Origin of the sequence: Neisseria sp. HMSC31F04 (genome assembly GCF_001807735.1) — a bacterium.
Taxonomy (GTDB): Bacteria; Pseudomonadota; Gammaproteobacteria; order Burkholderiales; family Neisseriaceae; genus Neisseria; species Neisseria elongata.
The window spans coordinates 1-26,735 of sequence record NZ_KV790801.1 but is presented as its reverse complement, the minus strand read 5'-3'; the positions used below and the strand labels follow the sequence as shown (position 1 = coordinate 26,735).

At 56.3% G+C, this 26,735-nt stretch carries 22 protein-coding genes; 11 read left to right on the top strand and 11 right to left on the bottom strand.

Features of this window, described 5'->3' with window-relative positions:
* Positions 1-371: 371 nt before the first annotated feature.
* The 3 genes from HMPREF3107_RS05905 to HMPREF3107_RS05895 form a co-directional block, all read right to left on the bottom strand.
* Positions 372-1,820 (bottom strand): dihydrolipoyl dehydrogenase, encoded by a 1,449-nt coding sequence (locus HMPREF3107_RS05905; protein WP_070454237.1) that lies wholly within the window; start codon positions 1,818-1,820, stop codon positions 372-374.
* A gap of 288 nt (positions 1,821-2,108) precedes the next feature.
* A complete protein-coding gene (locus HMPREF3107_RS05900) occupies positions 2,109-2,861 on the bottom strand; it encodes a glutathione peroxidase (protein ID WP_070454236.1) in 753 nt (250 codons plus the stop codon).
* 148 nt (positions 2,862-3,009) lie between these two features.
* Positions 3,010-3,780 (bottom strand): 1-acylglycerol-3-phosphate O-acyltransferase, encoded by a 771-nt coding sequence (locus HMPREF3107_RS05895; RefSeq protein ID WP_070454238.1) that lies wholly within the window; start codon positions 3,778-3,780, stop codon positions 3,010-3,012.
* 403 nt (positions 3,781-4,183) lie between these two features.
* On the opposite strand from HMPREF3107_RS05895, the gene smc reads away from it, so the two are divergent.
* Entirely contained in the window at positions 4,184-7,669 is a 3,486-nt protein-coding gene (gene smc / locus HMPREF3107_RS05890) for a chromosome segregation protein SMC (RefSeq protein WP_070454235.1), read from the top strand.
* Between the two features lie 78 nt (positions 7,670-7,747).
* Here the strand turns inward: smc and HMPREF3107_RS05885 are convergent, their stop codons facing one another.
* From HMPREF3107_RS05885 to HMPREF3107_RS12100, 4 genes are all read right to left on the bottom strand, one after another.
* The gene (locus HMPREF3107_RS05885; RefSeq protein ID WP_070454234.1) at positions 7,748-8,161 is read right to left on the bottom strand and encodes a glycine zipper domain-containing protein; all 414 of its coding nucleotides are present in this window, start codon (positions 8,159-8,161) and stop codon (positions 7,748-7,750) included.
* Between the two features lie 247 nt (positions 8,162-8,408).
* On the bottom strand, positions 8,409-9,185 hold the full coding sequence (locus HMPREF3107_RS05880) for a ferredoxin--NADP reductase (protein ID WP_070454233.1): 777 nt from the start codon (positions 9,183-9,185) through the stop codon (positions 8,409-8,411).
* 109 nt (positions 9,186-9,294) lie between these two features.
* Positions 9,295-10,635 carry a polynucleotide adenylyltransferase PcnB gene (gene pcnB, locus HMPREF3107_RS05875; protein ID WP_070454232.1) on the bottom strand — a complete coding sequence of 447 codons (1,341 nt, stop codon included), beginning with the start codon at positions 10,633-10,635 and terminating at the stop codon, positions 9,295-9,297.
* 223 nt (positions 10,636-10,858) lie between these two features.
* On the bottom strand, positions 10,859-11,023 hold the full coding sequence (locus tag HMPREF3107_RS12100; RefSeq protein ID WP_168160523.1) for a hypothetical protein: 165 nt from the start codon (positions 11,021-11,023) through the stop codon (positions 10,859-10,861).
* A gap of 175 nt (positions 11,024-11,198) precedes the next feature.
* On the opposite strand from HMPREF3107_RS12100, the gene HMPREF3107_RS05865 reads away from it, so the two are divergent.
* Complete coding sequence (locus tag HMPREF3107_RS05865; protein ID WP_070454230.1) at positions 11,199-11,561, top strand: DUF2069 domain-containing protein; 363 nt, start codon at positions 11,199-11,201, stop codon at positions 11,559-11,561.
* On the top strand, positions 11,554-13,368 hold the full coding sequence (locus HMPREF3107_RS05860; RefSeq protein ID WP_070454229.1) for a PglL family O-oligosaccharyltransferase: 1,815 nt from the start codon (positions 11,554-11,556) through the stop codon (positions 13,366-13,368). Before HMPREF3107_RS05865 ends, HMPREF3107_RS05860 begins: the two co-directional genes overlap by 8 nt.
* A 222-nt stretch (positions 13,369-13,590) precedes the next feature.
* On the opposite strand, the gene murI is transcribed toward HMPREF3107_RS05860, so the two are convergent.
* Complete coding sequence (gene murI, locus HMPREF3107_RS05855) at positions 13,591-14,403, bottom strand: glutamate racemase (protein WP_070454228.1); 813 nt, start codon at positions 14,401-14,403, stop codon at positions 13,591-13,593.
* A 199-nt stretch (positions 14,404-14,602) separates the two neighbouring features.
* On the opposite strand from murI, the gene tsaE reads away from it, so the two are divergent.
* The 3 genes from tsaE (at position 14,603) to HMPREF3107_RS05840 (ending at position 17,024) form a co-directional block, all read left to right on the top strand.
* Positions 14,603-15,088: a tRNA (adenosine(37)-N6)-threonylcarbamoyltransferase complex ATPase subunit type 1 TsaE gene (gene tsaE / locus HMPREF3107_RS05850; RefSeq protein WP_070454227.1), complete on the top strand. Its 486-nt coding sequence runs from the start codon at positions 14,603-14,605 to the stop codon at positions 15,086-15,088.
* Complete coding sequence (locus tag HMPREF3107_RS05845) at positions 15,058-16,365, top strand: N-acetylmuramoyl-L-alanine amidase (protein ID WP_070454226.1); 1,308 nt, start codon at positions 15,058-15,060, stop codon at positions 16,363-16,365. The genes tsaE and HMPREF3107_RS05845 overlap by 31 nt, the downstream gene beginning before the upstream one ends.
* 119 nt (positions 16,366-16,484) lie before the next feature.
* Positions 16,485-17,024, top strand: coding sequence for a hypothetical protein (locus HMPREF3107_RS05840; protein ID WP_070454225.1), 540 nt, complete (start codon positions 16,485-16,487; stop codon positions 17,022-17,024).
* 263 nt (positions 17,025-17,287) lie between these two features.
* Here the strand turns inward: HMPREF3107_RS05840 and HMPREF3107_RS05835 are convergent, their stop codons facing one another.
* Positions 17,288-18,085, bottom strand: a complete 798-nt coding sequence (locus HMPREF3107_RS05835) for a FadR/GntR family transcriptional regulator (RefSeq protein WP_070454224.1) — start codon at positions 18,083-18,085, stop codon at positions 17,288-17,290.
* 217 nt (positions 18,086-18,302) lie between these two features.
* Between HMPREF3107_RS05835 and HMPREF3107_RS05830 the strand changes: the two genes are divergently transcribed.
* The 4 genes from HMPREF3107_RS05830 (at position 18,303) to HMPREF3107_RS05815 (ending at position 23,124) form a co-directional block, all read left to right on the top strand.
* Positions 18,303-19,073 carry a (Fe-S)-binding protein gene (locus tag HMPREF3107_RS05830; protein WP_070454223.1) on the top strand — a complete coding sequence of 257 codons (771 nt, stop codon included), beginning with the start codon at positions 18,303-18,305 and terminating at the stop codon, positions 19,071-19,073.
* Positions 19,070-19,771, top strand: coding sequence for a LutC/YkgG family protein (locus HMPREF3107_RS05825; protein ID WP_070454222.1), 702 nt, complete (start codon positions 19,070-19,072; stop codon positions 19,769-19,771). Before HMPREF3107_RS05830 ends, HMPREF3107_RS05825 begins: the two co-directional genes overlap by 4 nt.
* A complete protein-coding gene (locus tag HMPREF3107_RS05820; RefSeq protein WP_070454221.1) occupies positions 19,768-21,210 on the top strand; it encodes a LutB/LldF family L-lactate oxidation iron-sulfur protein in 1,443 nt (480 codons plus the stop codon). The genes HMPREF3107_RS05825 and HMPREF3107_RS05820 overlap by 4 nt, the downstream gene beginning before the upstream one ends.
* A 318-nt stretch (positions 21,211-21,528) precedes the next feature.
* Positions 21,529-23,124, top strand: coding sequence for an L-lactate permease (locus HMPREF3107_RS05815; protein WP_070454220.1), 1,596 nt, complete (start codon positions 21,529-21,531; stop codon positions 23,122-23,124).
* A 222-nt stretch (positions 23,125-23,346) separates the two neighbouring features.
* Here the strand turns inward: HMPREF3107_RS05815 and HMPREF3107_RS05810 are convergent, their stop codons facing one another.
* Together HMPREF3107_RS05810 and HMPREF3107_RS05805 are read right to left on the bottom strand one after the other, a co-directional pair.
* On the bottom strand, positions 23,347-23,682 hold the full coding sequence (locus tag HMPREF3107_RS05810; protein ID WP_070454219.1) for a hypothetical protein: 336 nt from the start codon (positions 23,680-23,682) through the stop codon (positions 23,347-23,349).
* A 69-nt stretch (positions 23,683-23,751) separates the two neighbouring features.
* Positions 23,752-25,545, bottom strand: a complete 1,794-nt coding sequence (locus HMPREF3107_RS05805) for a 2-isopropylmalate synthase (protein WP_070454218.1) — start codon at positions 25,543-25,545, stop codon at positions 23,752-23,754.
* Between the two features lie 232 nt (positions 25,546-25,777).
* Here HMPREF3107_RS05805 and HMPREF3107_RS05800 point away from each other — a divergent pair, with 232 nt between their 5' ends.
* Complete coding sequence (locus HMPREF3107_RS05800; protein WP_070454217.1) at positions 25,778-26,641, top strand: RnfABCDGE type electron transport complex subunit B; 864 nt, start codon at positions 25,778-25,780, stop codon at positions 26,639-26,641.
* Positions 26,642-26,735 lie beyond the last annotated feature (94 nt).

The following is a 26,735-nucleotide window of genomic DNA, read 5'->3' as shown; positions in this document are numbered from 1 at the left end:
TTGCAAAGGTCTCAGGCCGTCTGAAAACCCGTAATCAGGTTTTTCAGACGGCCTTCGATTTACTTTCTGCAACCAAGCGGTATGGCGGGATTTTTGCCGCTGCATGATAGATGAACCGGCAGTAATCATGTGTCTGTTATTCATCAACGGCTCTTCCGTTCAAAAACATCATCAGGCCGTCTGAAACACATTGTATTTGTTACGGCAGGCAACGAACCGACTCCGTACCGCTTAGCACGCTGCCCTCTTCCGATTTACAATCTTCGGCTGTTTAAGCCAATCCATCAGCAATTGCGGCAAATACACAAACAAAGGCCGTCTGAAAACCGGTTTTCCGGCTTTCAGACGACCTCAATGTATCAAAACACGACTTAGTCGCCAACACATTCCTTGCATTCGCTATGCATTTCGCCGCCGATTTTCAGCTTGGCCATCACGTCGCGCAGGGCGGTTCTCAGGCCTTCTTCGATAACGGGATGATAGAACGGCATATCCAACATCTGCGGAATGGTCATACCCGCCTGATGCGCCCAAGCCAGCAGGTGCGCCAAATGTTCGGCGGCGGGGCCGAAGATTTCCGCGCCGATGAGGCGGCCGCTGCACTGTTCGGCATACACGCGCATATGGCCTTTGTTTACCAGCATCACGCGGCTGCGCCCCTGATTGCGGAAGGAAACTTCGCCGATGGCGACGCATTCGGGATTTTTGTAGCGTTGGCGCACTTGGGCGTAACGCAGGCCGACGCTGGCAATCTGCGGATTGGTAAACACCACGCCGATGGTGCTGCGGCGCAGGCCGTTTGCGATATGCGGATAGCGTCCGGCATTGTCGCCCGCGATTTTGCCTTGGTCGCTGGCTTCATGCAGCAGCGGCAGTTGGTTGGATGCGTCGCCGGCGATGAAGATGTGCGGGATGCTGGTCTGCATGGTCAGCGGATGGGCTTTCGGCACGCCGCGTTCGTCCAATTCGATATTCAGGTTTTCCAAACCGATGTTGTCGGTATTCGGACGGCGGCCGACGGCGGCCAGCAGGTATTGCGCGGTGAATGTGCCGCTTTGTCCGTCTTCGTGCCATTTGACTTCCACATTGCCTTCGCCGTTCAGGCCGACTTCGGTGTCGGCGTTCAGGTGCAGGGTCAGTTCTTCGCCGAACACGGTTTTGGCTTCTTCCAGCACCACGGGGTCGGTAATGCCGCCGATCAGGCCGCCTTTACCGAAGATTTCAACTTTTACGCCTAATCGGGAAAGTGCCTGTCCGAGTTCCAAACCAATGACGCCCGGGCCGAATACGGCGACACTTTCAGGCAGGGTATCCCATGAAAACACGTCGTCGTTGATAATCAGGCGGTCGCCCAAAACCTGCCATTGAGGCAGAATAACCGGGCGCGAACCGGTGGCGATGACGATGCGGTCGGCGCGGATTTGGGTATGGTCGTCGATTTGTACGGTGTGCTCGTCGATGAATTTGGCCGAACCCATGATACGTTTTTCAGACGGCCACGCTTCCACGTCTTCCACCACGAACCCGACGAAGCGGTCGCGCTCGGATTTGACGCGGTTCATCACTTCTTCGCCGTTCACTGTGATGCTATCTTTATCCAGATGAATGCCGAAGGGGTCGGTATGCAGGGCGTGATGGCGTGCTTCGGCCGCGGCAATCAACAGCTTGGACGGCATACAGCCGACGCGGGCGCAGGTTGTGCCGAAAGCATGGTTTTCGATTAGGTAGACATTGTCGGTGTATTGGCGGGCATTGCGGAATGCGCCCATGCCGGCTGTGCCGCCGCCAATGACGACGACGTCTGCTTGCAGTTGTTTCATTGCATTTCCTTCCATATTGGTTGGCGGGTTGCCGTCGATATGGCGGCTTGATGTTTGGGGCTGCGTTTTGGCAATATTGTCGAGGCCGCACGTTTTTTCAGACGGCCTTTTGTGATGTGTGCGTGTTTGGGTGTATTTGCGTCTTGCGCAGCCCGATCAAGATGCCGTGAGGACGGCATGATAATGAAAAGGGTTATTCGGGTAACACGGCACGGCGGGTCGGGTTACCCGAATAACCCTTGGGTTATCCGTCGGGCGGCGGTTAAACCGCCCGTTTACAGCGGAAACTTAGTTTTTGGCCAGATAGGCTTCCAAGTCTTCGCTGCCGCCGATGTATTGGCCGCCGATGAATACTTGCGGTGCAGTCGCTTTGCCTGTAATCGCGCGCACGGCAGTAGTGGTCGCATCTTTGCCCAAAACGATTTCTTCGTAAGCCAAGCCTTTGTCTTGCAGGGCTTTTTTGGCTTTGGCGCAGAACGGGCAGCCCGGTTTGGTGAATACGGCAACCGAAGGCTGTTCTTTCCAAGAAGGATCGATGGATTTCAGCATGGTGTCCGCATCGGATACTTCAAACGGATCGCCGTCTTTTACCGGCTCTACGAAAGCTTTTTCAATCACGCCGTCTTTAACCAGCATGGAGTAACGCCAAGAGCGGTCGCCGAAGCCCAGTTGGTCTTTAGAAACCAGCATGCCCATGCCGCGTGTGAATTCGCCATTGCCGTCCGGTACGACGGTGATGTTTTCGGCTTCCTGATCGGCCAACCATGCGTTCATCACAAAAGTGTCGTTTACGGATACGCACAAAATGCTATCCACGCCGCGTTTGAAGAATTCTTTGGCCAATTCGTTGTAGCGCGGCAAGTGGGTAGAAGAGCAAGTCGGGGTAAATGCACCGGGCAAAGAGAATACGGCCACGGTTTTACCTTTGAACAGGTCGTCGGTAGAAACGTCTACCCAAGCGTCGCCTTGGCGGGTGTGGAATACGACTGAGGGTACTTTGGTACCGACCAGTTGTTCTGAAGTTTTAATGTTGATGCTCATATCAATCTCCTAACTTAAATGGTTCAAGGGTAAATGGAATACGGGAAATGCGTCTGACCCGTGGAATTTCAATGGGTACATTCTAAAATACCTTGAGCGATTTGTATAATTTATTGTTCAAATTTTTTTAATTGCTTTATGCTATTTATTAAAATTTATTCTGCCAAACTTCATGCATTTTACCGACTTCCCTGCCAATCGCGGCTTCAATTTTATCCTTTACCTCATACCTGTCGCCCTGCGGTTTTTTAAGCGGTAAAAAGTCCACATGCACTTCTATTTCTTGCATGGAAACAATGCGCCACAATGAAACGAATAAATTGACTTCACTGAATGAAGGCTGCGTGGTCCGCCGTTTTTGGCTGTCGAAATATCGCAAGGCCAAAGGCTGGATTTTGGAACCGGCATCAATTGCGGATTGGAACAACGCGGCTTTGAACGGCAGGATGCCGTTACCGCTGGAAGTACGTGCTTCAGGGAAAAAACAGACGTTCTTTCCCTCTGCCAGCGAACGGCAAATCGCTTCATTGATGATATTGATGTCTTTACGGCTGCTCCGATCGATAAATACCGTATCCGCATTGCGCGCCACCCGCCCGATTACCGGCCAACGGCTCAATTCCTTCATGGCGATAAAACTGCTCGGGCAGAGTGCGGTAATTGCAAAAATGTCCAACAACGATATGTGGTTGGCCACCACCAATACGCCTTTCAAGCTTTCAGACGGCCTGTTATTTGCAATCAGACGAACATTCAATATGGAAAGTGCTTCGGCACAAATAGCCGAAAATTCGGCATTCCGTTGTTCGACAGAAGCTTTGTCCAACCGCCTGATCCGCCGTACTGTTGAAAACAACCAAAGAAGCATTTTAAACAGTCGGGAAAAGCGGGTTAAAAATGGCGTGGAATAGTCTTTCATACAAAAATGAGCAATCGATAAAATACAAAACGGGTGCGATACTAAATTCAGACGGCCTATCAAGCCAGATGTTTTTCGGTTTTTTGCATAAACAGCCGTACCCAAATCCATACCTCTGCCGCTGAAGAAATAAAACCCCTCAATCATTAGGATTGAGGGGTTTGACTTTCAGCTATTAACCGAGGAATTCAACATGTTTTTGCAATACGCTATTCAATGTTTCACCACTGGACAAACCTTTGAATGTAACGCTGTTGTTGTCGGTTATTTTATAAAAATCCCTTGTAATGTTATTACTATGTTATTCAACTTCCTCATTATTTAACATGCCGAAACTCCTGTTATCTGACAGATTTTTTGTTTTCATTTAGAATACTCCGCTTTTTCTCCCCGTCCTTATCCCATGCGCCTGACCCACATCAAACTCTCCGGCTTCAAATCTTTTACCGACCCGACCACGATTCATGTGCCGGGGCAGCTTGTTGCGGTTACCGGGCCGAACGGTTGCGGTAAGTCGAATGTGATTGACGCGGTGCGCTGGGTTTTGGGCGAGGCTTCGGCGAAGCAGCTTCGCGGCGAGAGTATGCAGGACGTGATTTTTAACGGTGCGGCGACGCGCCGTCCTGCGCCGAGGGCTTCGGTGGAGCTGGTGTTTGACAACAGTGATCACAGTTTGCAGGGGGCGTGGGGGCAGTATGCCGAGGTGAGCATCAAGCGGCAACTGACGCGTCAGGGCGAATCGACTTATTTCATCAACAATCAGACCGTGCGCCGCCGCGACATTACCGATTTGTTTCTGGGTACGGGCGTGGGCGCGCGCGGTTATGCCGTTATCGAGCAGGGGATGATTTCGCGCATCATCGAAGCGCGGCCGGAGGAGTTGCGCGCTTATATCGAGGAGGCGGCGGGCGTGTCCAAATATAAGGAACGCCGCAAGGAGACGGAAGGTCGTCTGAAAGATACGCGCGAGCATTTGCAGCGTTTGGGCGATTTGCAGAACGAGTTGGTGCGTCAGGTGGAAAAGCTGGAGAAACAGGCAGAAACCGCCGAGCGTTACAAATCCCTGACTGCGCAGTTGAACCAGCAACAGGATTTGCTCGATTACGCCCAATGGCAGCAATCGCTTGCCGCCGCTGACAAGGCGACCGCGCAACATCAATCTTTGCAGGCGCAGCAGGACGAAACCGCCGCGCAGGTTCAGGCGTTAAACGACGAAGTACACGCCTTGCAGACTGCCGAACAGTCGCAGCAACAGGCGGTACATGAACTGAGCAACAAACGCGGCGTGTTGCGCGAGCAGATTGCCCGTTTGGAAGAACAAATCCGCCATCAGCAAAACCTGCATCAACGCATCGAACGCGACAAGCAGGCGGCGCAGGCGCAGATGCAGCGCATCCATCAGGAGCAGCAGCAAATCCGTGTGCAGCTTGAAGAAAACGAGTTGCAGGCGGAAGAAAAGCAAACCGAATTGGCGGAATGGGCGATGCAGGTTGCCGAACACGAAGAGCGTCTGCCCGAATTGGAAGAAGCCCAAGCCACGCTTAACGCCGCCTTCCAAACCCAGCAGGACGAGGCAAACCGCATCCGCCGCGAACTGGCGTTGAAGCAGCAGCAGCTTGCCCATGCCGAACAAACCGTTGCCAAGCACGAAGAGCGCAAAGGTCGTCTGAAACAGGAAAACCAAACCCTGAACCTGCCCGACGAAGCCGAAACCGCCGCCGCGCAGGAAGCCGCCGTCTTGTTGCAAAGCCAGCAAGAGCATTACGAAGAACAAATCATTGCCGCCGAAGAAGCCTTGCACGCCGACCGCGAGGCGTTTCAGACGACCTCGAGCCGCTTCCAAAGCCTGAAGCAGCAACACATCACCTTGCAGGCGCAGCAGCAGGCGTTGTCGCAAATCCTGTCGCAACAGCAGGAAGCCGCCGACTTCTGGCAGGCAACAGACCACGCCGCCGCGCCGCAACTGTGGCAACACATCACCGCGCCCGCCGAGTGGCAGCACGCCTTGTCCGTCATCCTTGCCGAACGCCTGCACGCCCGTAGCGTACCGTCTGGCTTCGTGCCGCCCGCGCCGTTGCCGCAGGGGCAGGCGGCATGGCTTTCAGACGACCTCTCCGGCGGCCTCAAAAAATCCCTGCCCGTACAGGCATTGCTGAACCAAATCCAAGCGCAGCCGCCGTTTCAGACGGCATTGCATCACTGGCTCGACGGCGTATTGTGCGCGCCCGATTTGAGCTACGCCCTCGCGCATCAAAACGATTTGGGCACGCATCAAATCTGGCTCACGCCCGAAGGCCATCAGGTCGATAAAGTCAGCGTTCTGCTCTATGCCAAGCCCGCGCAGGAAAGCCTTATTGCCCAAAAAGCGCGCCTTGACGGCATCGCGTCCGAACTGGAAAACCTCGCCCCCAAACTCTCCGCCGCCGAAGCCGCGTTCAAACAGGCGGAGGTCGCTGTGCGCTCGTCTGAAACGCAGCACAAAAACCTGATGCAGCAGCAACAGCAGCACACGCGCCAATACAGCCAGGCGCAGCAACGCGCCGCCGAACTTCTGGCGCGCACCAACCAAGGGCAAATCCGCCGCGAACACATCGAGCGCGAACTGGCGCAGTTGGCGGAAGAACAGACCGTGTTGCAACACACGTCCGACGGGCTTTCAGACGACATCGTTACTTTGCAGGAAGCCGCCGCCGAACTCGAACACCAGCAGCAAACCACCGCACACAGCCGCCAAGAGCAGCAAGGTCGTCTGAAACAGGCGCAGCTTGCCCTGTTGGAAGCCAACCGCCAATACGGGCTTGCCGAAGTCGCCGTTCACAAGCTCAACCAGCAAAAACAAAACTACCAACAGCAAATCGCCCGACTCGAGCAGCAAACCCTGGACTGGCAGGAACGCCAGCAAGAGCTTGCCCTCGCCTATGAAACCGAGTTCCAAAACGACGAGCAGCACATCAAGCTCGACGAGCTGACCGAAGCCGTACACACGCTGGACGAAGAATACATCGCCGTGCAGGACAAACTCGCGCAGATTCAGGAGCAGGGTAGGGAACAATACGCCCGCGTACAAACCCTGCAAACCAAGCTGCCGCAGCTTCAGGCCGCCACCCAAACCGCCCTGTTGCAACAACAGGAAGCCCTGATTAACGCCAAACGCTACCATCAAAACCTGACCGAACGCGCCGCCGATTTGGATGCGCTCGAAGCGTTGGCGAAAGAATCGCCGAAAGTATTGAACAGCAGCATCGGCAGCCTCACCCAGCAAATCGAAGCCCTCGGAGCCGTCAACCTCGCCGCCCTGCAAGAACTCGAAGAAGCGCGCGAACGCGACGGCTACTACCGCAGCCAGAGCGAAGACGTGCAGGCAGCCATCACCCTTTTGGAAGAAGCCATCGCCCAAATCGACGACAAAACCAAAGCGCGTTTCAAAGAAACCTTCGACGCCGTCAACGGCAAAGTCCAAACCTTCTTCCCGACCCTGTTCGGCGGCGGCGAAGCTACCCTCAAAATGATAGGCGACGACCTCCTGACCGCCGGCGTGTCCATTATGGCGCGCCCGCCCGGCAAGAAAAACAGCACCATCCACCTCCTCTCCGGCGGCGAAAAAGCCCTCACCGCCATGAGCCTCGTGTTCGCCCTGTTCAGCCTCAACCCTGCCCCCTTCTGCCTTCTGGACGAAGTCGATGCCCCGCTGGACGACGCCAACACCTCGCGCTTCTGCAACCTGGTCAAAGAAATGTCGGCGCAAACCCAGTTCCTCTACATCTCCCACAACCGCCTGACCATGGAAATGGCAGAGCAGCTCGTCGGCGTAACCATGCAGGAAAAAGGCGTCTCGCGCGTCGTTGCCGTGGACATCAAGCAGGCGTTGGAAATGGCGGAACCGGCCTGACAGGGTTTTCCGGCACACAAAAGGCCGTCTGAAAGTAGATTTTCAGACGGCCTTTCTTCAGATATTTACACGGCGGATTTAATCGTCGTCGTAATCGTCCCAATCATCGTAATCATCGTCCCAGTCGCGGTGTTTGCGATGATAGTGGTGTTTGCCCTTTTTATAACGCGCCTCGCAGTAGTAAGGGTCGCCGTAACCGTAACCATAGCGGCGGGCTTCGCGGTAGCGTTGGTCGCGCCAAGCGATGTCGCCGTCTTTTTGGTTCATTTTTTTATTGTGGTAGGCATAGGCGTTGCCCGCCAATCCGCCCGCCACTGCGCCGATAATCGCGCTTTGTCCGTCGTTACCCAGCAGGCCGCCTACAACCGCGCCTGCCGCCGCGCCGGCAAGGGTGGCTTTCTTCTGGTTTGCCGTACCCCGCGCTTCCGCCCCGATGGCGGGGAAGGAGAGGCTGGCGGCGAGTAATACTGCCATAAGTGGTTTCATGGTCATTGTTTCGTCCTTTCGTGGAAACACGGCAGGTGCCGGAATTGCTTACATTATAGTCAGCCCTTTGTTTGCCTTTCGCCCGACTGAGGAAAAATAGCGTAAACAAATATTATCGTTATAAATGCATTCTGTTGGGCGGCGGCGGAGATTAACAGTATTGTCTGCGTTGTTTTTGCAATACAAACGCCCCGAAGCCGGAATGCGGTTTCGGGGCGGCGTTTTTTCAGACGGCCTATAAGGCTGGGGCGGCTTACTGATCGACGAACGCGCGTTCAATCAGGAAATCGCCGCGCACGCCGACTTTGGGCGACTCCACCAGGCCGAAATCGTTCAATACGCGGCGGGTGTCTTTCAGCATCGCGGGGCTGCCGCACAGCATGGCGCGGTCGTCCTGCGGGTTGATTTTGGGCAGGCCGATGTCTTCAAACATCTTGCCGCTTTCCATCAGGTCGGTCAGGCGGCCGTGGTGTTCGTAGTCTTCGCGGGAAACGATAGGGTAGTAAATCAGTTTTTCACGGATCATTTCGCCCAAGTATTCGTCGTTCGGCAATTCTTTGGTGAAACGGTCGTAATAGGCCAAATCTTTTTTGTACCGCACGCCGTGCACCAAAATCACTTTTTCAAACATGTCGTAGATTTCAGGGTCTTTGGTAACGGCCAGGAAGGGGGCGATGCCTGTGCCTGTGGAAAGCAGGTAGAGGTGTTTGCCGGGATTGAGGTCGCCGGCCACCAGTGTGCCGGTGGGCTTTTTGCTGATGAGGACTTCGTCGCCGACTTTGAGATGTTGCAGGCGGCTGGTCAGCGGGCCGTCCTGCACTTTGATGCTGAAAAATTCGAGGTGTTCTTCGTAGTTCGCGCTGGCGACGCTGTATGCGCGCATCAGCGGTTTGCCGTCCACCATCAGGCCGACCATGACGAACTGGCCGTTTTCAAAACGCAGGGATTCGTCGCGGGTGCAGGTGAAGGTGAAATAGGCGTCCGTCCAGTGATGTACGGACAGGACTTTTTGGATGTTGTAGGCTGCCATTTTGGGTTTCCTGTAAATAAGGTTAATCGGTTGGAAGGGTATTTGAGGCCGTCTGAAAGACAGTTTGCGGAAAATCGGTTTTCAGACGGCCTTTGTCTGTCGGCCGAAGTCAGGCTTCGGCGGCGGCGTTGCCGCTTTTTTTGCGTTTGCGCGGGCGGCGGCGTTTTTTCGTGCCTTCGTGCGGGTTTTGCGGGGCGGCGGCGGTCATGGCGGCGCGTTCGGTTTCGTCGGCATGTTGGAATGTCGTCCACCAGTCGGCCAGTTCGCGGGCGGCTTGGCCGAGCTGGGCGCGCAGCATGAGGAAGTCGTAGGCGGCGCGGAACCGTGCCTGCGCCAGCAGTCGGTGCGGCCGTGCGCCGCGGCGGTTGTCGAACTGGGGCTGCAATACCCAGATTTCGCGCATGGTGGCGGCGTATTTTTGCGGCACGCCCCAGCCTTTTTCCATGGTTTCGCGCAGTTCGGCAATGGCTTCCGCCAGGGCGGGGGCGGCTTTTTCACCGCGTTCCATGCGTTTTTGCCAATAGCCGTTGAGCGGTTCCCACATCAGGGCGGCGAGGACGAAGCCGACGGAAACGGATTTGTCGGCGCGCAGGCGTTCATCGGTGTTTTTCAGGGAGGCGGTTACCATGTTCGGCCTGCCGCTGCGCGATGCCTGCTGCAATGCATCGAGCAGCGGGTGGATGGGGGGGTCTATGCCCAATGTGTGAAACTGGTCGAGGCAGCGGCGGGCGTAGCCTGAAAAGAGGAGTTTCATGATTTCGTCAAACAGGCGGGCCGGCGGCTCTTCTTTCAGACGGCCTGCGTATTTGGAAATCGGCGCGGCGGTGCGTTCTTCCACCGTAAAGCCGAGTTTGCCCGCCAGGCGGACGGCGCGCAGGATGCGGACGGGGTCTTCCTGATAGCGTTCGGCCGGGTCGCCTATCATCACCAGCCTGCGGGCTTTGACATCTTCGACGCCGTTATGGAAATCGATGATTTCGCCTTTCACGGGGTCGAAATAGAGGGCGTTGCAGGTGAAGTCGCGCCGCCCCGCATCTTCGGCCAGCGTGCCGTAGGTGTTGTCCTTCATAATCCGACCCTGTTCGTTCTGCACTGCCTTACCGCCGCCGCGGAAGGTGGTGACTTCGATGGTTTCTGGCCCCACCATGACGTGGACGATGCGGAAGCGGCGGCCGATGATGCGGCTGCGGCGGAAGACGGCGCGGACTTCTTCGGGCGTGGCGTTGGTGGCGACGTCGAAGTCTTTCGGTTCCGCGCCGATCAGGAGGTCGCGCACTGCGCCGCCGACCACATAGGCTTCATAGCCGGCCTGTTGCAGGCGTGAGACGACTTTTTCGGCGGCGAAGCTGATGTGGTCGGCGGTAAAGCCGTGCCGCTCGAACGGCAGGACGGTTTTGACGGCTTCGGCGGCAGGTTTGCCCGCCACTTTGCGCCAGAATTTTTTCAGCATAGGGATTCCGTGAAGCAGGCCGTCTGAAACACTGCTTCGGTGGGAAACGCGGTGGCAAGGCCAAACCGCGGCTCAAGCCGGGAAGCGGGGTTTCCATACGCCGGAAACGCCGGAAAGCCGACGGGCGGCACGGTCGTTTTTCCGAATAAAACCTTTGCCCAATCTTGTGCGCGCACAATGTTCGGCAAAGGTTTCAGACGGCCTTTGTTGAAAATAGGCCGCATTATACCTGCTGCATGGCGGGAATTGAAACAGGCCGTCTGAAAACCCCACCTGCGCAGAAGGCGCAGCAGCCGCACCCGCCCCGAACCGCGCCCCGCTGCGGATGCTTCGTTTTCAGACGGCCTTGCCCTATAATGCGCGCCTCGCTGCGGACGCTGCGTTTCATGCTTTGCCCGCCATCGGCAGGGCTGCAATCCGCCGTCCGCCGGCTTCATTTTAACTTTCGCGACAACCGCGCCTCCTGCGGAAGCCCCGTTCGGGCATACGCAGCTGCCGCGCCTTCTGCGCACGGTTTTCAGACGGCCTGTCTGCAACCGTTATTGAAATAAAGATTTATAAAAATGGATAAAACCAATCATGCCCTTCTGCCGCAGCGTTTGGCGGTGTTCAGCCTGTCGGCCTTGATTGCGCTGTGCCTGGCCTGGGAATTGTGGTTCGCGCCGTTGCGCGAGGGCGGCTCTTGGCTGGCTTTGAAGGCTTTGCCCTTATGCCTGCCGCTGGCGGGGGTATTGAAAGGCCGCGTGTATACGTTTCAGTGGTCGTGCATGATGATTCTGCTGTATTTCGCCGAGGCGGTGATGCGTTTGTTCGACCATACGCCCGCCGGACGGTGGTGTGCGGCAGGGGCGGTGGTGCTCAGTTCGCTGTATTTCGTTTCCTGCCTGCTGTATGTGAAACGGATTCGGGAGCGTACTCATGCGTGATGATTTTTCCCTGACCAACAAGGGCGGCGCGTGGGCGTTTGCCTGGCTGTTGTCCGCCTTTTTCCTGATTGCGGCGGTGCCGTTTTTATCGATTTTGCGCGTCGGCCCTTTGAGCAGTTTTTATTTGGAAAGCGGTTCGCTGGTGTTCGCGCTGCTGTTGGTGCTGCTGACTTTCGTCACAGGCCGTCTGAATGTATTGCCGCCGCGCGGAACGGTGTATTTCCTCTTGCTGGCGGCCTTTTGGCATGTGCAGGCGCGAGTGATGGGGTTGGATTATCTAGGCATGAGCGATATGGCGGCCTGGGCGTTCGTCGTGCTGTCGCTGGCGGCATGGGCCTGCCGGGGTTGGGTAGCCTCGCTGGGGCAGGAACGGGTTACCGCCGCGCTGGCCTGGGTTTTGCTGATCGGTGGCTGCCTGCAGGCGGCGGTGGCGGTGATGCAGTATGCGGGTTGGACAAGCCATTTCACGGGTTACCTGGCCCTGGGGGCGAAAAACAATATTACCGGCCAGCTCGGCCAGCGCAATCATTTGGGGCATTACCTGATGTGGGGCCTGCTTTCGGCGGCGTGGTTGTGGTCGCAACGCCGCCTGCACGCCCTACTCGGCGCGGCGGCGGTGCTGTTCCTGTCGGGCACGATGGGGCTGGTCAATTCGCGCACGATTTTGCTGTATGTGGCCGCCGTCGGCCTGCTGGCCTTGTTTTGGCGGTGGCGGCAGGGGCGCAAGGGCAACCGCCTGCTGTTGATTACTTTGTTTGCGTTGGCCATGGTGGTGGCGGTGCAGTTTTCGCTGAACACCGTCTTGGGCTGGCTGGGCATCAGTCAGGTGGAAACCGCCTTGCAGCGGATGGAGGGCAGCTCTTTCGCCATGTCCGCCCGCGACCTCGAATGGCGCAACGCCTGGCGCGTGTTCCGAGATGCGCCGCTGTGGGGGCACGGCTGGGACAGCTATCCCCTCCAGGGCTTCCTTGCCGGCAGTTTTCCCAACGGTTTCAGCCCCAACGGCATCAGCGTGTTGTTTACCCATTCGCACAACATCGTTTTGCAGCTGTTGGCCGAAATGGGGCTGGTCGGCACGCTGCTGGTGTTTGGCGGCGCGCTGTGGGTGATATGGCCGTATTTCAGACGGCCTGCTTCCGCCGAAAGCATGCTGCCGCTCGCACTGATGACCGTCAGCCTGTGCCACAGCATGTTGGAATACCCGCTGTGGTACATCTATTTCCTAACCGCCTTTGCCGTCATGATGAGCATCACGCCGTCTGAAACCCGCATTCGGACGGGCTACGGCATCAAAGCCATGCTGCCTGCCGCCTCCGCCTTCCTCATCATCTGCGGCATCGTCAAACTCGGCTTCGTTTACAACGATTTGGTGAAATTCGACCGCCACGTGAAAACCGACACCGCCGAAGAAGTCGTCCGCAAAGTTTCGGGATTGGAACGCATCGCGCGTACCGAACCGTTACTGGCCTACTACGCCGACCTCTCGCTAACCCGACGCGGCACGCCCTTCGACCCGGAAATCCGCCCCTGGGCGGCCGAAGCGTCCAAACGCGCTCTGCGGCACCGCCCCTACGCCACCGCCTATCAATACGCCCTCTACGAATACCGCGAGGGCAATACCGAAAAAGCGGCCGAATGGCTGGAAAAACTCTATCACTACTACCCTTCTTCGCTGAACTATTACGCGAAGCAAATCCACGCCTCGCCGTATTTCAAAAACCTCTACCCCGACCTCTACCGCGCCTGCGAGGCCTATCAGAAACTCAAACCGCGCACCGAAAGCTGCCCGAGGCCTGAAGCGCAGTAGGCGCAATCCAAAATCGAGGCCGTCTGAAAACCTGCGAGACGGGTTTTTCAGACGGCCTCTTTGTCAAACTGGCGGCCCAAGAGTTATTGACTGCAGGTTTTCAAGCGGATTTTGGTTAAAAATCGGCAAATTCAAGGCAAAACCCGCAGTTAAGGTCGGACACCTCGAATTTGCCGCTTTTTTAGTGAACGGATGCGGAAACCGCAGCGGCCAGCCCAAACCCTAGCCCAGCGACACCATTTCAATCTGCTGCAAACTGCGCCCCAAAAAGCGTTCGCCTATGGTTTGGAAGCGCAGCGGGATATCGCTGACGTAGAAACGGTAATCGGCGGTCTGCCCCGTGCCGTCGTTAAGCAGCCCCTCGGCCTGCAATGCCAGGGCGGCGGATTCGGCGGTGGTCAGTGCCGAATCGACCAGTTGCAGCTGCGGCGCTTCCTGCTGCAACAGCGGCTTGAGCAGCGGATAGTGGGTGCAGCCCAACACCAGCGTGTCCACGTCTTCGGCCAACAGCGGCTTCAGATATTCCCGCGCAGTCAGGCGGGTAACCTCGTGATCCAGCCAACCCTCCTCCACCAACGGCACAAACAATGGACAGGCCTGCGATTGCACGCGCGCGGCGGGATTACGGCGGTGGATTTCGCGCGCGTAGGCGTTGCTGTTTACCGTGGTATTGGTGGCAATCACGCCGATGTGGTTGTTGCGCGTGGTGGCCAACGCCGCCTGCGCCCCGGCACTGATTACGTCCAAAACCGGCATATTGCCCGCCATCTGCCGTACTTTATGCCCGGCCACGGCCGCGATGGTGTTACAGGCGATGACAAGTGCCTTTACGTCGTGTTCGAGCATGAAGCCGACGATTTGGGCGGTAAAGGTTTCGATGGTCGCCCGCGACTTCACGCCGTAGGGCACGCGGGCGGTGTCGCCGAAATAAACGATGTTTTCCAGCGGCAGGCGTTCCATCAGGGCGCGCACGTTGGTCAGGCCGCCGACGCCGGAATCAAAAACGCCGATGGGGCGTTGGTTGGGTGTATTCATAACAATCAGCCGAAAGAGGCCGTCTGAAAAAAGAAAACGCGCATTCTATACCAAACCGCTTCCGCGCCTAAACGCCTTTCACGCCGTTTGCCTGCCGCTTGTCGGGAAATACGGGTATTTTTGCCGTTTCTGCCGTTTCAAAGGTTTGCAAGGGCGGCGGTTTGACGCATAATCCGTGCTTTTTTCAGGTCAGGCCGACATGTCCGTTTCCCACACGCCCGTTTTCCTGCCGGATGAAACCGCCACTGCCGCTTTCGCGGCCGCGTTTTCAGACGGCCTCTCCTCACCGCTGACGGTTTGGCTCGAAGGCGGATTGGGCGCGGGCAAAACCACCTTCACCCGCAGCCTGCTGCGCGCGCTCGGTTTTGAAGGTGCGGTCAAAAGCCCCACCTACGCCATCGTCGAATCCTACCCCCTGCCCCGCTTTACCCTGCACCACTTCGACCTCTACCGCTTCTCCGCGCCGGAGGAATGGGAAGACGCGGGGCTGGGCGATTTGACCGGCGGCAACACCGTCTGCCTGATAGAGTGGCCGCAAAAAGGCGGAAACTTCACCCCGCCCGCCGACCTGACACTCACCCTGACGCATTGCGCTAACGGCCGCAGTGCCGCCCTATCCGCACAAACCGAAAACGGCCAAAGAAGTTTAGAAGCATGGATAAAAAATTTACCCGCCGCCAAATAGTCCGCAGCGCCGCCGCAGGCCTGCTGTTTACCGTTACACCGGCCGCTTTCGCCAAAGCCGCCCCGCAGTTTGTCGCCGTCCGCATCTGGCCGGCCAACGCCTACAGCCGCATCACGCTGGAATCGACGGAAAAGCTGCAATACAACTACTTCACCCTCGACAACCCGCGCCGCCTCGTACTCGACCTCAAAGGCGTACAGCTTAATGAAGTTTTGCAGAGCATCAACAGCAAAGTCCAACGCAGCGACCCCTATATCGGCATCATCCGCGTCGGTCAAAACACCGCCGACACCGTACGCATCGTCATCGACCTGAAAACCGACGTCAATCCGCAGCTTTTCACCCTCGCGCCCGTTGCCAACTTCAAACACCGGCTGGTGGCCGACCTCTACCCGATGCACGCCCAAGATGCCAACGACCCGCTGATGGCACTGTTGGAAGACTACTCGAAAGGCAAAATCAGCAACCAGGGCACAGGCAGCGGCACCCCGCCGGTACAGGCGCCCCCCGAAGTATCGAAGCCGCCGAAAACGACCAAAACTCCGGACGATACCCCGCCCCCTCCGCCAACCGACCGCAAACATCACCGCCAGCCGATTATCGTGCTCGACCCCGGCCACGGCGGCGAAGACCCCGGCGCCATCGGCAAGAGCGGCCTGCGCGAGAAGGATGTCGTCCTTTCCATTGCGCGCGAAACCAAAAAACGCATGGAAGGCATGGGCTACAAAGTCTATATGACACGCAACGAAGACGTTTTCATCCCGCTGGGCGTACGCGTGGCCAAAGCGCGCAAACTGAACGCCGACCTTTTCATCTCCATCCATGCCGACGCATTCACCAGCTCCAGCGCGCGCGGCACCGGCGTTTATACCCTCAGCACGAAAGGCGCCAGTAGTGCTGCAGCCAAATTCCTCGCGCAAACGCAAAACAATGCCGACGCCATCGGCGGCGTCAAAACCGGCGGCAACAAAGACATCGACAGCACCATCCTCGACATGACCCAAACCGTTACCAACAAAGACAGCGCGATTTTGGGCAAGAAAGTGCTGAACGAATTGGGCAAATACAACAAGTTGCACAAAGGCGACATCGATCAGGCCAACTTCGCCGTCCTGCGAGCGCCCGACATCCCGTCCATCCTCGTGGAAACCGCCTTCCTCTCCAATCCGGAAGAAGAGCGCAAACTCAGCGGCATGGTCTTCCGCCGCCAGTGCGCCGACGCGATTACCGTCGGCGTACGTTCCTACCTCGCCGGAGCCGTATTGGCCAGACGTTAAACATCAACGGACAAACGGACAACAGGCCGTCTGAAAATCCTCTTTCAGACGGCCTATATTTTTTCCAGCCTTCCGTTACAATAACGCCCCGCCTTATCCTTACTGAGAAAGAAATCATTATGCAAAATAAAATCCTCTCCCAAATCACCCGCACAATCAGCCGTTTCCTGCTGGTTATCGGCAGCATCGCCGTACTTGCCGCCTGCGGCAATCCGCAGCAATCCGACTTAATCTCCATTGCCGGCGCATTGAAAGATGCCGGATTCCACCCGAATCTGGAAGCCGAATACCGGCAACGCATCAGCCAGGCAAAGAATGAAGAAGATGTCCGCAGCGTTTTGCGCGATCAGCTCGTCCTCACAGAAAAAGTCGCCCCCAAACTCAAAGCCCTCAAACTGAAAAGCGACGAAGGCCGCTCCATCCAAAACAAACTGGCCGGAGGTTTTGAAAAAATGGGCAATGGCTTGAGAACCGCAATCAATGCCGACTTCAACAGCCAAAGTACAATGCTGTCCGCCCAAAACGATATGCGTGCGGGCGGCCAGGATATTTTGGCCGGCATGCAGGAATTCGCCACAGTGGCCAAAACGCATGGCCTGAACCTCGACGAAACCTTATTCCAGGACAAGATACAAGGCTTGAAGGAAAGTTTGAAATAATCCCGCACCACTATCAAAAAAGGCCGTCTGAAACTGTTCCAAGCAGTTTTCAGACGGCCTTTCTACATTATCCGGCAAATCAGCCGCAACAGATTAACCAATATTCGTCCAAACGGCGAACCGCAGAACATTGAAACCCAATAAAGCCGATTGTGCAGACGTTTCCGATACTTTAGAAATTACTGCCTTTCGGTTCGGATAAAACAACGCCACCCAACAGCCCGGCCAACCTGCGCCGGCGCAACATTGCCGCACGGCCGCCATCATTTCCCACCGCCCGCAACAGTTTCGACAAACACGCCCTGAACGTCATTCTCGGCCAAAGCCGCCGACACGGCCTCGCGCGCCGCCCGTTCCGCATCATCGTGCAAACTGCGCCGAACATAATCCAAATGGGCTTCTGCCGCCCGTTGCGCCGCCGATGCGTCCTGCCTCTCAATGGCGCGGAAAATCGCCTCATGCTGTTCCGACAACTGCGCGTAACGGTCGGCGGCAAACATATTGGCCAAATTACGCCGCGTATGCCCCTTCAGCAAACGCAACAAACTCTCCGACAAGCGCGTGAACATCACATTATGTGCCGATTCCGCCACAACCTGATGAAACGCCGCATCGGCCGTCGCCTGCCGTTCCGAATCATGCTGCCCGTAAGCCGACTCCAACTCCGCAAGCCAATAGCGCAGACGCTGCAAATCCGCTTCCGTCCGCCGCTGCGCCGCCAAACCTGCAAGCAAACCCTCCACACTGCGGCGGAAATCCAATACCTCGTCGGCCATATCGTGCCTACCGGCCACCTCCTCCCAACCGAGTTGCAAAGCCTGACTCACCCGCTCGGAAACATAATGTCCGTCCCCCTGCCGCGCATAAAGCATCCCGCGCGCCGACAAAATCCGCAAAGCCGCCCTCAACGACTGGCGCGACACACCAAACTCCTCCGCCAACTGCCGTTCCGGAGGCAGCTTCCCACCCACCGGATAAATATTCTGCAAAATCCGTTCCTCAAGAATATCGGCAATCTGTGTACCGACACACTGTCTGCCGACCGTTTTTTCTTTCTGCATCACACCCTCTCCGCTTATGGCCGCCCGACAGATTTTTCAGACGGCGTAATTGTCGTCAATTTTACTTAAATTCCCGCAAAAACCTTATTTTTTTATCAGGTTAAAAACATAAAAAACCACATGTCACTTGACCGCTTACATAAGATTACTTAAAGTAACCCTACTCCAATAAAATTGGTCTGACCAATTTACCAAAACACAAACCAAAAGCCAAACCATGAACACAAATACCGAACCCACTGTCGGCAGCAAACCTGCCGATGTGTATTTTTTCGGCACATGCCTGCTGGACATTTTCATGCCCGAAGCGGGTATGGATGCAATTACGCTGATCGAGCAGCAAGGCATCCGCGTGCATTTCCCGATGGCGCAAAGCTGCTGCGGCCAACCCGCCTTCACATCGGGGCATCCGAAAGAAGCCTTTGAAATCGCCAAAGCCCAACTGGACCTGTTCCCCGAAAACTGGCCGATAGTCGTGCCTTCCGGTTCCTGCGGTGGCATGATGAAACACCACTGGCCGGACGTATTCAAAGGCAGCCGGTATGAATCACAAGCGCAAAAAGTGGCCGACCGCGTGGTTGAATTCACCCACTTCCTGCTGGATATCGGCTATACGCCCGAAGACAAAGGCGACAACATCAAAGTGGCCGTTCACACCTCCTGCGGCGCACGGCGCGAAATGGGCGTGCACATCACAGGTTGGAAACTGATAGACAGCCTGAAAAACGTCGAACGCGTGGTACACGACCACGAAAGCGAATGCTGCGGCTTCGGCGGCACATTCTCCGTCAAGCAGCCTGACATTTCCGGTGCGATGGTGGCCGACAAAGTAGCCTCCTTAAAAGCAACCGAAGCGGTGGAAATCGTCAGTGCCGATGCGGGCTGCATGATGAATATCGGCGGCAAAATCGCCAAAGACGAACCCGACATGCCCAAACCCAAACACATTGCCACCTTCTTGCTGGAACGCACGGGAGGCAAAGCATGAGCGCACGCGACAACATCCTGGCCAAACTGAGAAAGGCCAACGCCTACCCGATGATCGAACCGAAAGTGGACGAATACTACCGCGAAACCTCACCGGAATGGGACAGCGAAACCGAACGCCTGAAACACTGGGCGAAAACCATGCGGGCGGTCAAAACCGAAATCTACTGGGTAACACCCGAAACCTGGCCGCAAACCATGGTGCGCGTAGCCAGAGAAAAAGGATTGAAAAACATCCTGCTGCCCCTGAAGACCGAGCACGGCCAAACCGCCGAACGTGCTTTTCAGACGGCCTCGGATATCGAAGTCAAATCCTTCGACAAACCGATTGAAGATTGGAAAGACAGTTACTTTACCAACATCGACGCAGGCTTTACCTCCGCCCGCTGCGGCATCGCCCTCACCGGCACGCTGATGTTGTGGCCGGACATTGAAGAGCCGCGCAGCCAAAGCCTGGTTCCGCCGGTACACTTCTGCCTGTTTGATGCGGCAAAAATGTACAACACCTTCCACCACGCCATGAGCGGGGAAAAAATGGCCGACGGCATGCCGACCAACGTCGTATTGGTATCCGGCCCGTCAAAAACCGCAGACATCCAACTGACCCTGGCCTACGGCGCGCACGGCCCGCGCGATTTGGTGGTACTCGCACTCGTACCGCCCCACATCAACCCGGCAGACCTGGAGGACGCGGCATGAGTACGCAAACCATACATTTCCATCCGAAACCGGAAACCTTCAAGCAAAACGCGAAAAACGCCCTGTCCGACAAACCCCTGCGCAAAAGCCTGCGCACGGCCATGGACATGCTGATGACCAAACGCAAGGCCGTATTGTCGGACGAAGAAGAACTGCAATTATTGCGCACCCTTTGCGAACACATCCGTCAGCGTTCCCTGTCCCGCCTACCCGACTTATTGGAGCAGCTGGAAGAAAACCTGACCCGTTTGGGCGTGAAAGTGCATTGGGCGGAAACGCCTGCGGAAGCCTGCGAAATTATTCACGGCATCGTCAGCGCGCACAACGGCAAACTGATGGTCAAAGGCAAATCCATGGTCAGCGAGGAAATCGAGCTGAACCATTATTTGGCCGACAACGGCGTGAAAGCGGTGGAAAGCGATTTGGGCGAATTCATCGTTCAAATGGCGGGTGAAAAACCCACCCACATCGTGATGCCCGCGATTCACAAAACCAAAGAACAAGTCAGCGAACTGTTCCACCAAAACCTCGGCACACCGCTGACCGACGACGTAGACCAACTGACCGGCTTCGCCCGCCAAGCCCTGCGCGACGTATACCGCACGGCAGATGTCGGCCTGAGCGGCGTCAATTTCGCCGTCGCCGAAACGGGAACGCTGTGCCTAGTCGAAAACGAGGGCAACGGCCGCCTGAGCACCACCGTGCCGCCCGTGCATATCGCGATTACCGGCATTGAAAAAATCGTGGCCAAGCTGTCGGACGTTCCGCCTTTGTACAGCTTGCTGCCGCGTTCGGCCATCGGTCAGAACATTACGACCTATTTCAACATGATTACCGGCCCGCGCCGCAGCGGCGAACTCGACGGCCCGCAGGAAATGCACTTGGTGCTGCTGGACAACGGCCGCAGTCAGGCCTATGCCGAAGAGCAAATGCGCCGCACCCTGCAATGTATCCGTTGCGGCGCGTGCATGAACCACTGCCCGGTTTACACCCGCATCGGCGGCGCGGCCTACGGCACGACCTACCCCGGCCCCATCGGCGAAATCATTTCGCCGCACCTGTTGGGCTTGGACTCAACACGCGACCTACCGACCGCCTGCACCATGTGCGGCGCGTGCGACGAAGTTTGTCCGGTAAGGATTCCGATTACCGCTCAAATCCGCCGCCTGCGTGAAGAAGCCCAACGCTCGCCCAACGAAAAAGTGGCACACCCGATACGCGGGCAAGGCGCATCGCACACTTTGGCCGAAACGCTGGCCTGGCGTACGTATGACGGCATTTTCAGCGGCAAAAAGGCCTATCGCGCCTTCGGCTGGGCAGCCACCACGTTCCGCGCGCTCACACCGGGCAAACAATTGGGCTGGACAGATCACCGCAAACCGATGAAGCCCGCCGCAAAAACGCTGCACGACCTGATTAAGGAAAAGCAACAACGTTAAGCAAATAGGGCAACAGGCCGTCTGAAAACACTTTCAGACGGCCTGTTTAGAAAACCCCTTTGCTTCATTCATACATTAAATTTAATTTGCCATATTTTTCAGACGGCCTGTTATCCGCAATAGGCCGTCTGAAAACGGTTCGCACGAACCGTTTGGGTTTCAGACGGCCTGTCCGAAGAGGGCAGACAAATACGATAAGGCTGCGCCGTGCCGTATCCGTCGTCCGAAAAGCAGCCGCACGACACCGGTCAGAGGCCGCACAGCGCATATCGACTGCGATATGAAATTAACAACAACTTGTCCGCAAAGGATATTTTTATGCCTTTATTTTTAAGTATCTTCCCCATCGTGCTGCTGATCTGGCTGATGGTGAAGAAAAACAGCGTTCCGTCCTATATCGCACTACCCGTTACGGCGGCACTGATCTACCTCATCCAAATGTTCTATTTCGACAGCCCGGCTTTGGCACTCAACGCCAACGTTGCCGCCGGCCTTGTCGCCACCCTCACACCGATCACCGTGATTTTCGGCGCCATCATGTTCAACCGCATGATGGAAACCACCGGCTGTATCGACACTATCCGCAAATGGCTGGCCAATATCAGCCCCAACCCCGTTGCCCAGCTGATGATTATCGGCTGGTCGTTTGCCTTCATGATTGAAGGCGCATCAGGCTTCGGCACACCCGCCGCCATTGCCGCCCCCATCCTGATGAGCCTGGGTTTCAACCCCTTGCGCGTCGCCATCTTTACCTTGGTGATGAACTCCGTACCGGTATCGTTCGGCGCGGTCGGCACACCGACATGGTTCGGCTTCGGCCAACTGAATTTAAGCCACGACGAAATTATGGCCATCGGCAAACAAACCGGCATCATCCACTTTGTCGCCGGCTTCATTATTCCGCTGATCGGCCTGAGCTTCATCACATCATGGCAGGAAATCCGTAAAAACATCGGCTTCATCTACATCGCCATCCTCTCCTGCACCATCCCTTATGTCATCTTGGCACAGGTAAACGAGGAATTCCCATCGCTGGTGGCGGGTGCCATCGGCCTGTTGATTTCCGTATTCGCCGCCAACCACGGCATCGGCCTGAGCAAAGAATACCCGAAAGACCCGAATGCGGAAAAACCGTCCTTCGGCGCAGTGGCCAAAGCACTGGCACCGCTGGGTATGCTGATCGGCATGCTGGTGGTAACGCGCATCAAACAAATCGGCCTGAAAGGATTGATGACCAGCACCGAGCCTTGGTTCGCCTTCTCCCTGCCCGGCTTGTCGGACATTACGGTTACCGAATCGCTGACCATCATCTTCGGCAACATCTTCGGCTCCGGCGTGGCAGAAAAATACCAAACCCTGTACGTTCCCGCGTGGATTCCGTTCGTGATTACCGTCTGGATCTGCATCGTGCTGTACAAAACCAAATTTAAAGATGCCTGGACTTTCTACGTCGCCACTTTCAACCAAACCAAAAAACCGCTGCTGGCTCTGATGGGTGCGCTGATTATGGTGAAACTGATGCTGGTCGGCGGCGACAACTCGATGGTGAAAATCATCGGCCGCGAATTTGCTTCCGTTGCCGGACAACACTGGGTGTACTTCTCATCCTATCTGGGTGCGATCGGCGCATTCTTCTCCGGTTCCAATACCGTATCCAACCTGACCTTCGGCTCGATTCAGCAACAGATTGCCCTCGACACAGGCCTGTCGGTTACACTGATTCTGGCCTTGCAATCGGTTGGCGGTGCCATGGGCAACATGGTCTGCATCAACAACATCATCGCCGTATGCTCGGTATTGGACGTTAAAAATTCGGAAGGCGCGATTATCAAAAAAACCGTCGTTCCGATGTTCCTCTACGGCATTATCGCCGCACTGATGGCCGTATTGGTTATCCCACTGCTGCCGTTGTAATACCATAAGCAGATAAGGCAAAAGGCCGTCTGAAACCCCGCAAAGGGGTTTTCAGACGGCCTTTTCGATTGCCGCAATAAGGACAGATTGAAATTCATCTGCAAAATAGCCGCAGCCGCTCATCAGCCTTTTCGCATCATAGATGAAGAAACCAACCCACAACAGGCAGGCAATATTTGCCGCATATTGCCCGTCCGATCTTCAACCTTGAATCCCAACCTTTCAGACGGCCTCCCGCAATACGGAAAAATTGAAACGCAAGACAGGCAGGTAATCGCAGGCAAACCGGGCCGTAAAAAGGCCGCCCTCCCTGCCGGTAATAGCCAAACCCTCCACCCTCAAACCGCATTCGTCATCGCCGTCCTCGGCACAAACGGCGGCATATTGCCGCAGCCAGTGCTCGAACATGGAAACATCGTGGCAACCCTCAAATTCAAGCCGTACTTCTTTTCCGCCCGGGTAATACACCGGATACAGCCACACGTCCAAGCTGAACACACTACCCGCCAATGCCGCTTTCAGCAGCACAGCATCGTGATAAACATATTCGGCTTCCATTTTTCCAATCCACCAAAAGGCCGTCTGAAAACACCGGCTTTCAGACGGCCTCCTTCTTGCGTCAATCCGTTAAACCGTACCTTGCGCCTTCATTTTTTCTTCGCCGAACTCCAGCTTGCTCAAAGCAGCCAGATAGGCTTTGGCCGTGGCGGCCAAAACGTCGGTATCCGCGCCCTGCCCATTGACGACGCGGTTGCCGCGCGCCAGACGCACGCTGGTTTCGCCTTGGCTTTCCGTGCCCTGCGTTACCGCGTTTACGGAATAAATCTGCAAAGTCGCGCCGCTTTGCGCCACGCTCTCAATCGCTTTGAAAATCGCATCGACCGGGCCGGAACCGGTGGCGGATGCGCGTTTTTCTTCGCCCTTGATGCTGAATACGATGTCGGCACGCGGTTCTTCGCCGGTTTCGGTGCTGATTTTTTGGGAGATGAATTTGTAGCTTTCGGCGTTCATGCTGCCCATTTCGTCGGACACCAGCGCGTGCAGGTCTTCGTCGAAGATTTCGCGTTTTTTGTCGGCAAGCTCTTTGAAGCGGGCAAAAGCGGCATTCAATGCTTCTTCGCTTTCCAATTCGATGCCCAATTCGGCCAATTTGCTGCGGAACGCGCTGCGGCCGGACAACTTGCCCAAGGTCAGGCGGTTGGTGGCCCAACCGACCGATTCGGCAGTCATGATTTCATAAGTTTCAGGATGTTTCAGCACGCCGTCCTGATGGATGCCCGATTCGTGCGCGAAGGCGTTTGCGCCGACCACCGCCTTGTTGGGCTGCACGGGATAGCCGGTAATAGTGGACACCAGTTTCGATGCCGGCACGATTTGCGTGGTGTCGATGCCCGTTTCCAAGCCAAACAAATCGTGGCGTACTTTCAACGCCATCACAATTTCTTCCAAGCTGGCATTGCCCGCGCGTTCGCCCAAACCGTTGATGGTGCATTCCACCTGGCGCACGCCTGCCTGAACGGCAGCCAGCGAGTTGGCAACCGCCATGCCCAAGTCGTTGTGGCAGTGGGTCGACCAGACTACTTTGTCGCCGTTGGGCACGCTTTTGATGATGTTGCTGATACGTTCGTACCACACGGAAGGAATGGAGTAGCCGACGGTATCGGGAATATTGATGGTGGTCGCGCCCGCTTCAATCACCGCCGTAAAAATTTTAGCCAAAAAGTCCAAATCGGAACGAACCGCGTCTTCGGCGGAAAATTCCACATCATCTGTATATTCTTTGGCGATTTTCACCGCTTTCACCGCCGCATCAATCACCTGCTGCGGCTTCATTTTCAGCTTGTACTCCATATGGATGGGGCTGGTGGCGATAAAGGTGTGGATGCGCTTTTTCGGCGCGGGGGAAACGGCTTCGCCCGCCTTGCGGACATCGTTTTCAACGGCACGCGCCAACGAGCAGACGGTGGCGTTGGTGATGATTTTGGCAATCGCGTTCACCGATTCGAAATCTCCCGGGCTGGCGGCGGCAAAGCCCGCTTCAATCACGTCCACGCCCATTTTTTCCAACTGGCGGGCAATACGGATTTTCTCTTCTTTAGTCATGGATGCGCCGGGCGACTGTTCACCGTCACGCATGGTGGTGTCGAATATGATGACGCGGTTGTTTTGGCTGGTGGTCATGGTATTTTTCTCCAAGGTGGTTTGCTGCTGCATAAAGGCGTTCAAATCCAACGGCCGCCCCTGGGCTTCGGCCAGCGCGGTCAGCTTTTGCAGTTGCGCCAAAGGCAGCGAGCCGCGCGTGCGCCATTTGTAGATGGCGGCCGTGCTGGCGGCATTTTGCGGGTCTTGCTGCTTCAAGGCTTCGGCCAGAGCGTTTACACCGCCGAAATAGGCGATTAAGCGGTCGATATTCAGTTGCATATTTTGTCCAATCGTCATCGGGCATTTTCTTCAAAGAAGCGGCGATTATACTTTTTTTAGACATTTTAGCAATGAATTTTTTAAAAATATGCCAACCATCCGATTTTAACATCAAAATTTAAGACTTTTTGTCTAATTTGAGGCAGTATTTTTCAGGGGGAAAACGCAAACATTTTTTCAAATCAATCTGTTAAAATACGCCCCTTTTATTTACGAGTTACGAGTACCCTCCATGCCTGTTGCCGCCGTCGAACAAATCAACCGCCTGCTGCCGCAAACCCAATGCCGCGAATGCGGTTACGACGGCTGCCTGCCCTATGCACACGCGTTGGCGGCAGGCGAAGCGGCAGTCAATTTGTGCGCCCCCGGCGGGGAAACCGTGATGCTGGACATCGCCGGCCTGTTGGGCAAACCGCCGGTTGCGCCTGCCAAAACCCAAGCCAAAGCACTGGCATGGATAGACGAATCGGCCTGCATAGGCTGCACCGCCTGCATCCGCGGCTGCCCGGTTGATGCGATTATGGGTGCGTCGAAGCTGATGCACACGGTGATTGCCGAAGAATGTACCGGCTGCGGCCTGTGTGTCGCCCCCTGCCCCGTCGACTGCATCCACATGCTGCCGAACGGTGCCGACTATTTGCCGCAATCGCGCAGCCTGTCGGGCGGGGAAACCGCGCCGCGTTTTGCCGCCGCCGCCCATGCGCAAGCGCGTTTCGAACGGCACGAAAGCCGCAAAACGCGTGAAGACGCGGAGAAAAAAGCCTACCGTGCCGAACGGGAAGCTGCCGCCCGCCGCGCCGCCGCAGCGGCTGTTCCGACCGCACCGTCCGCCGTGCCACCGTCGGCCAAACCCGCCTTCAACCCCGCCGACCTGATTGCGCAGGCCATGGTGCGCGCCAACGCCCAGCAAACCCAACGCAGCGTACCGTCCAACCGCGAACATTTCAAACAAGCGCAAATCAAGGCGGCTCAGGAAAAGGCCACTTTCCGCCGCTACCAGCGCGACGCGCAATACGGCAACGAAACGGAAAAAGCCGCCGCCATCGAGTGGCTGCGGCAATACAAAGCGGCACAGGAACAGGTAGACGAAATCTGAATACGTCCAAAGGCCGTCTGAAAACTGATTTTCAGTTTTCAGACGGCCTTCGATTCATATCTGGAGACCTTTACAAAATCCCCCCAAAATCCCC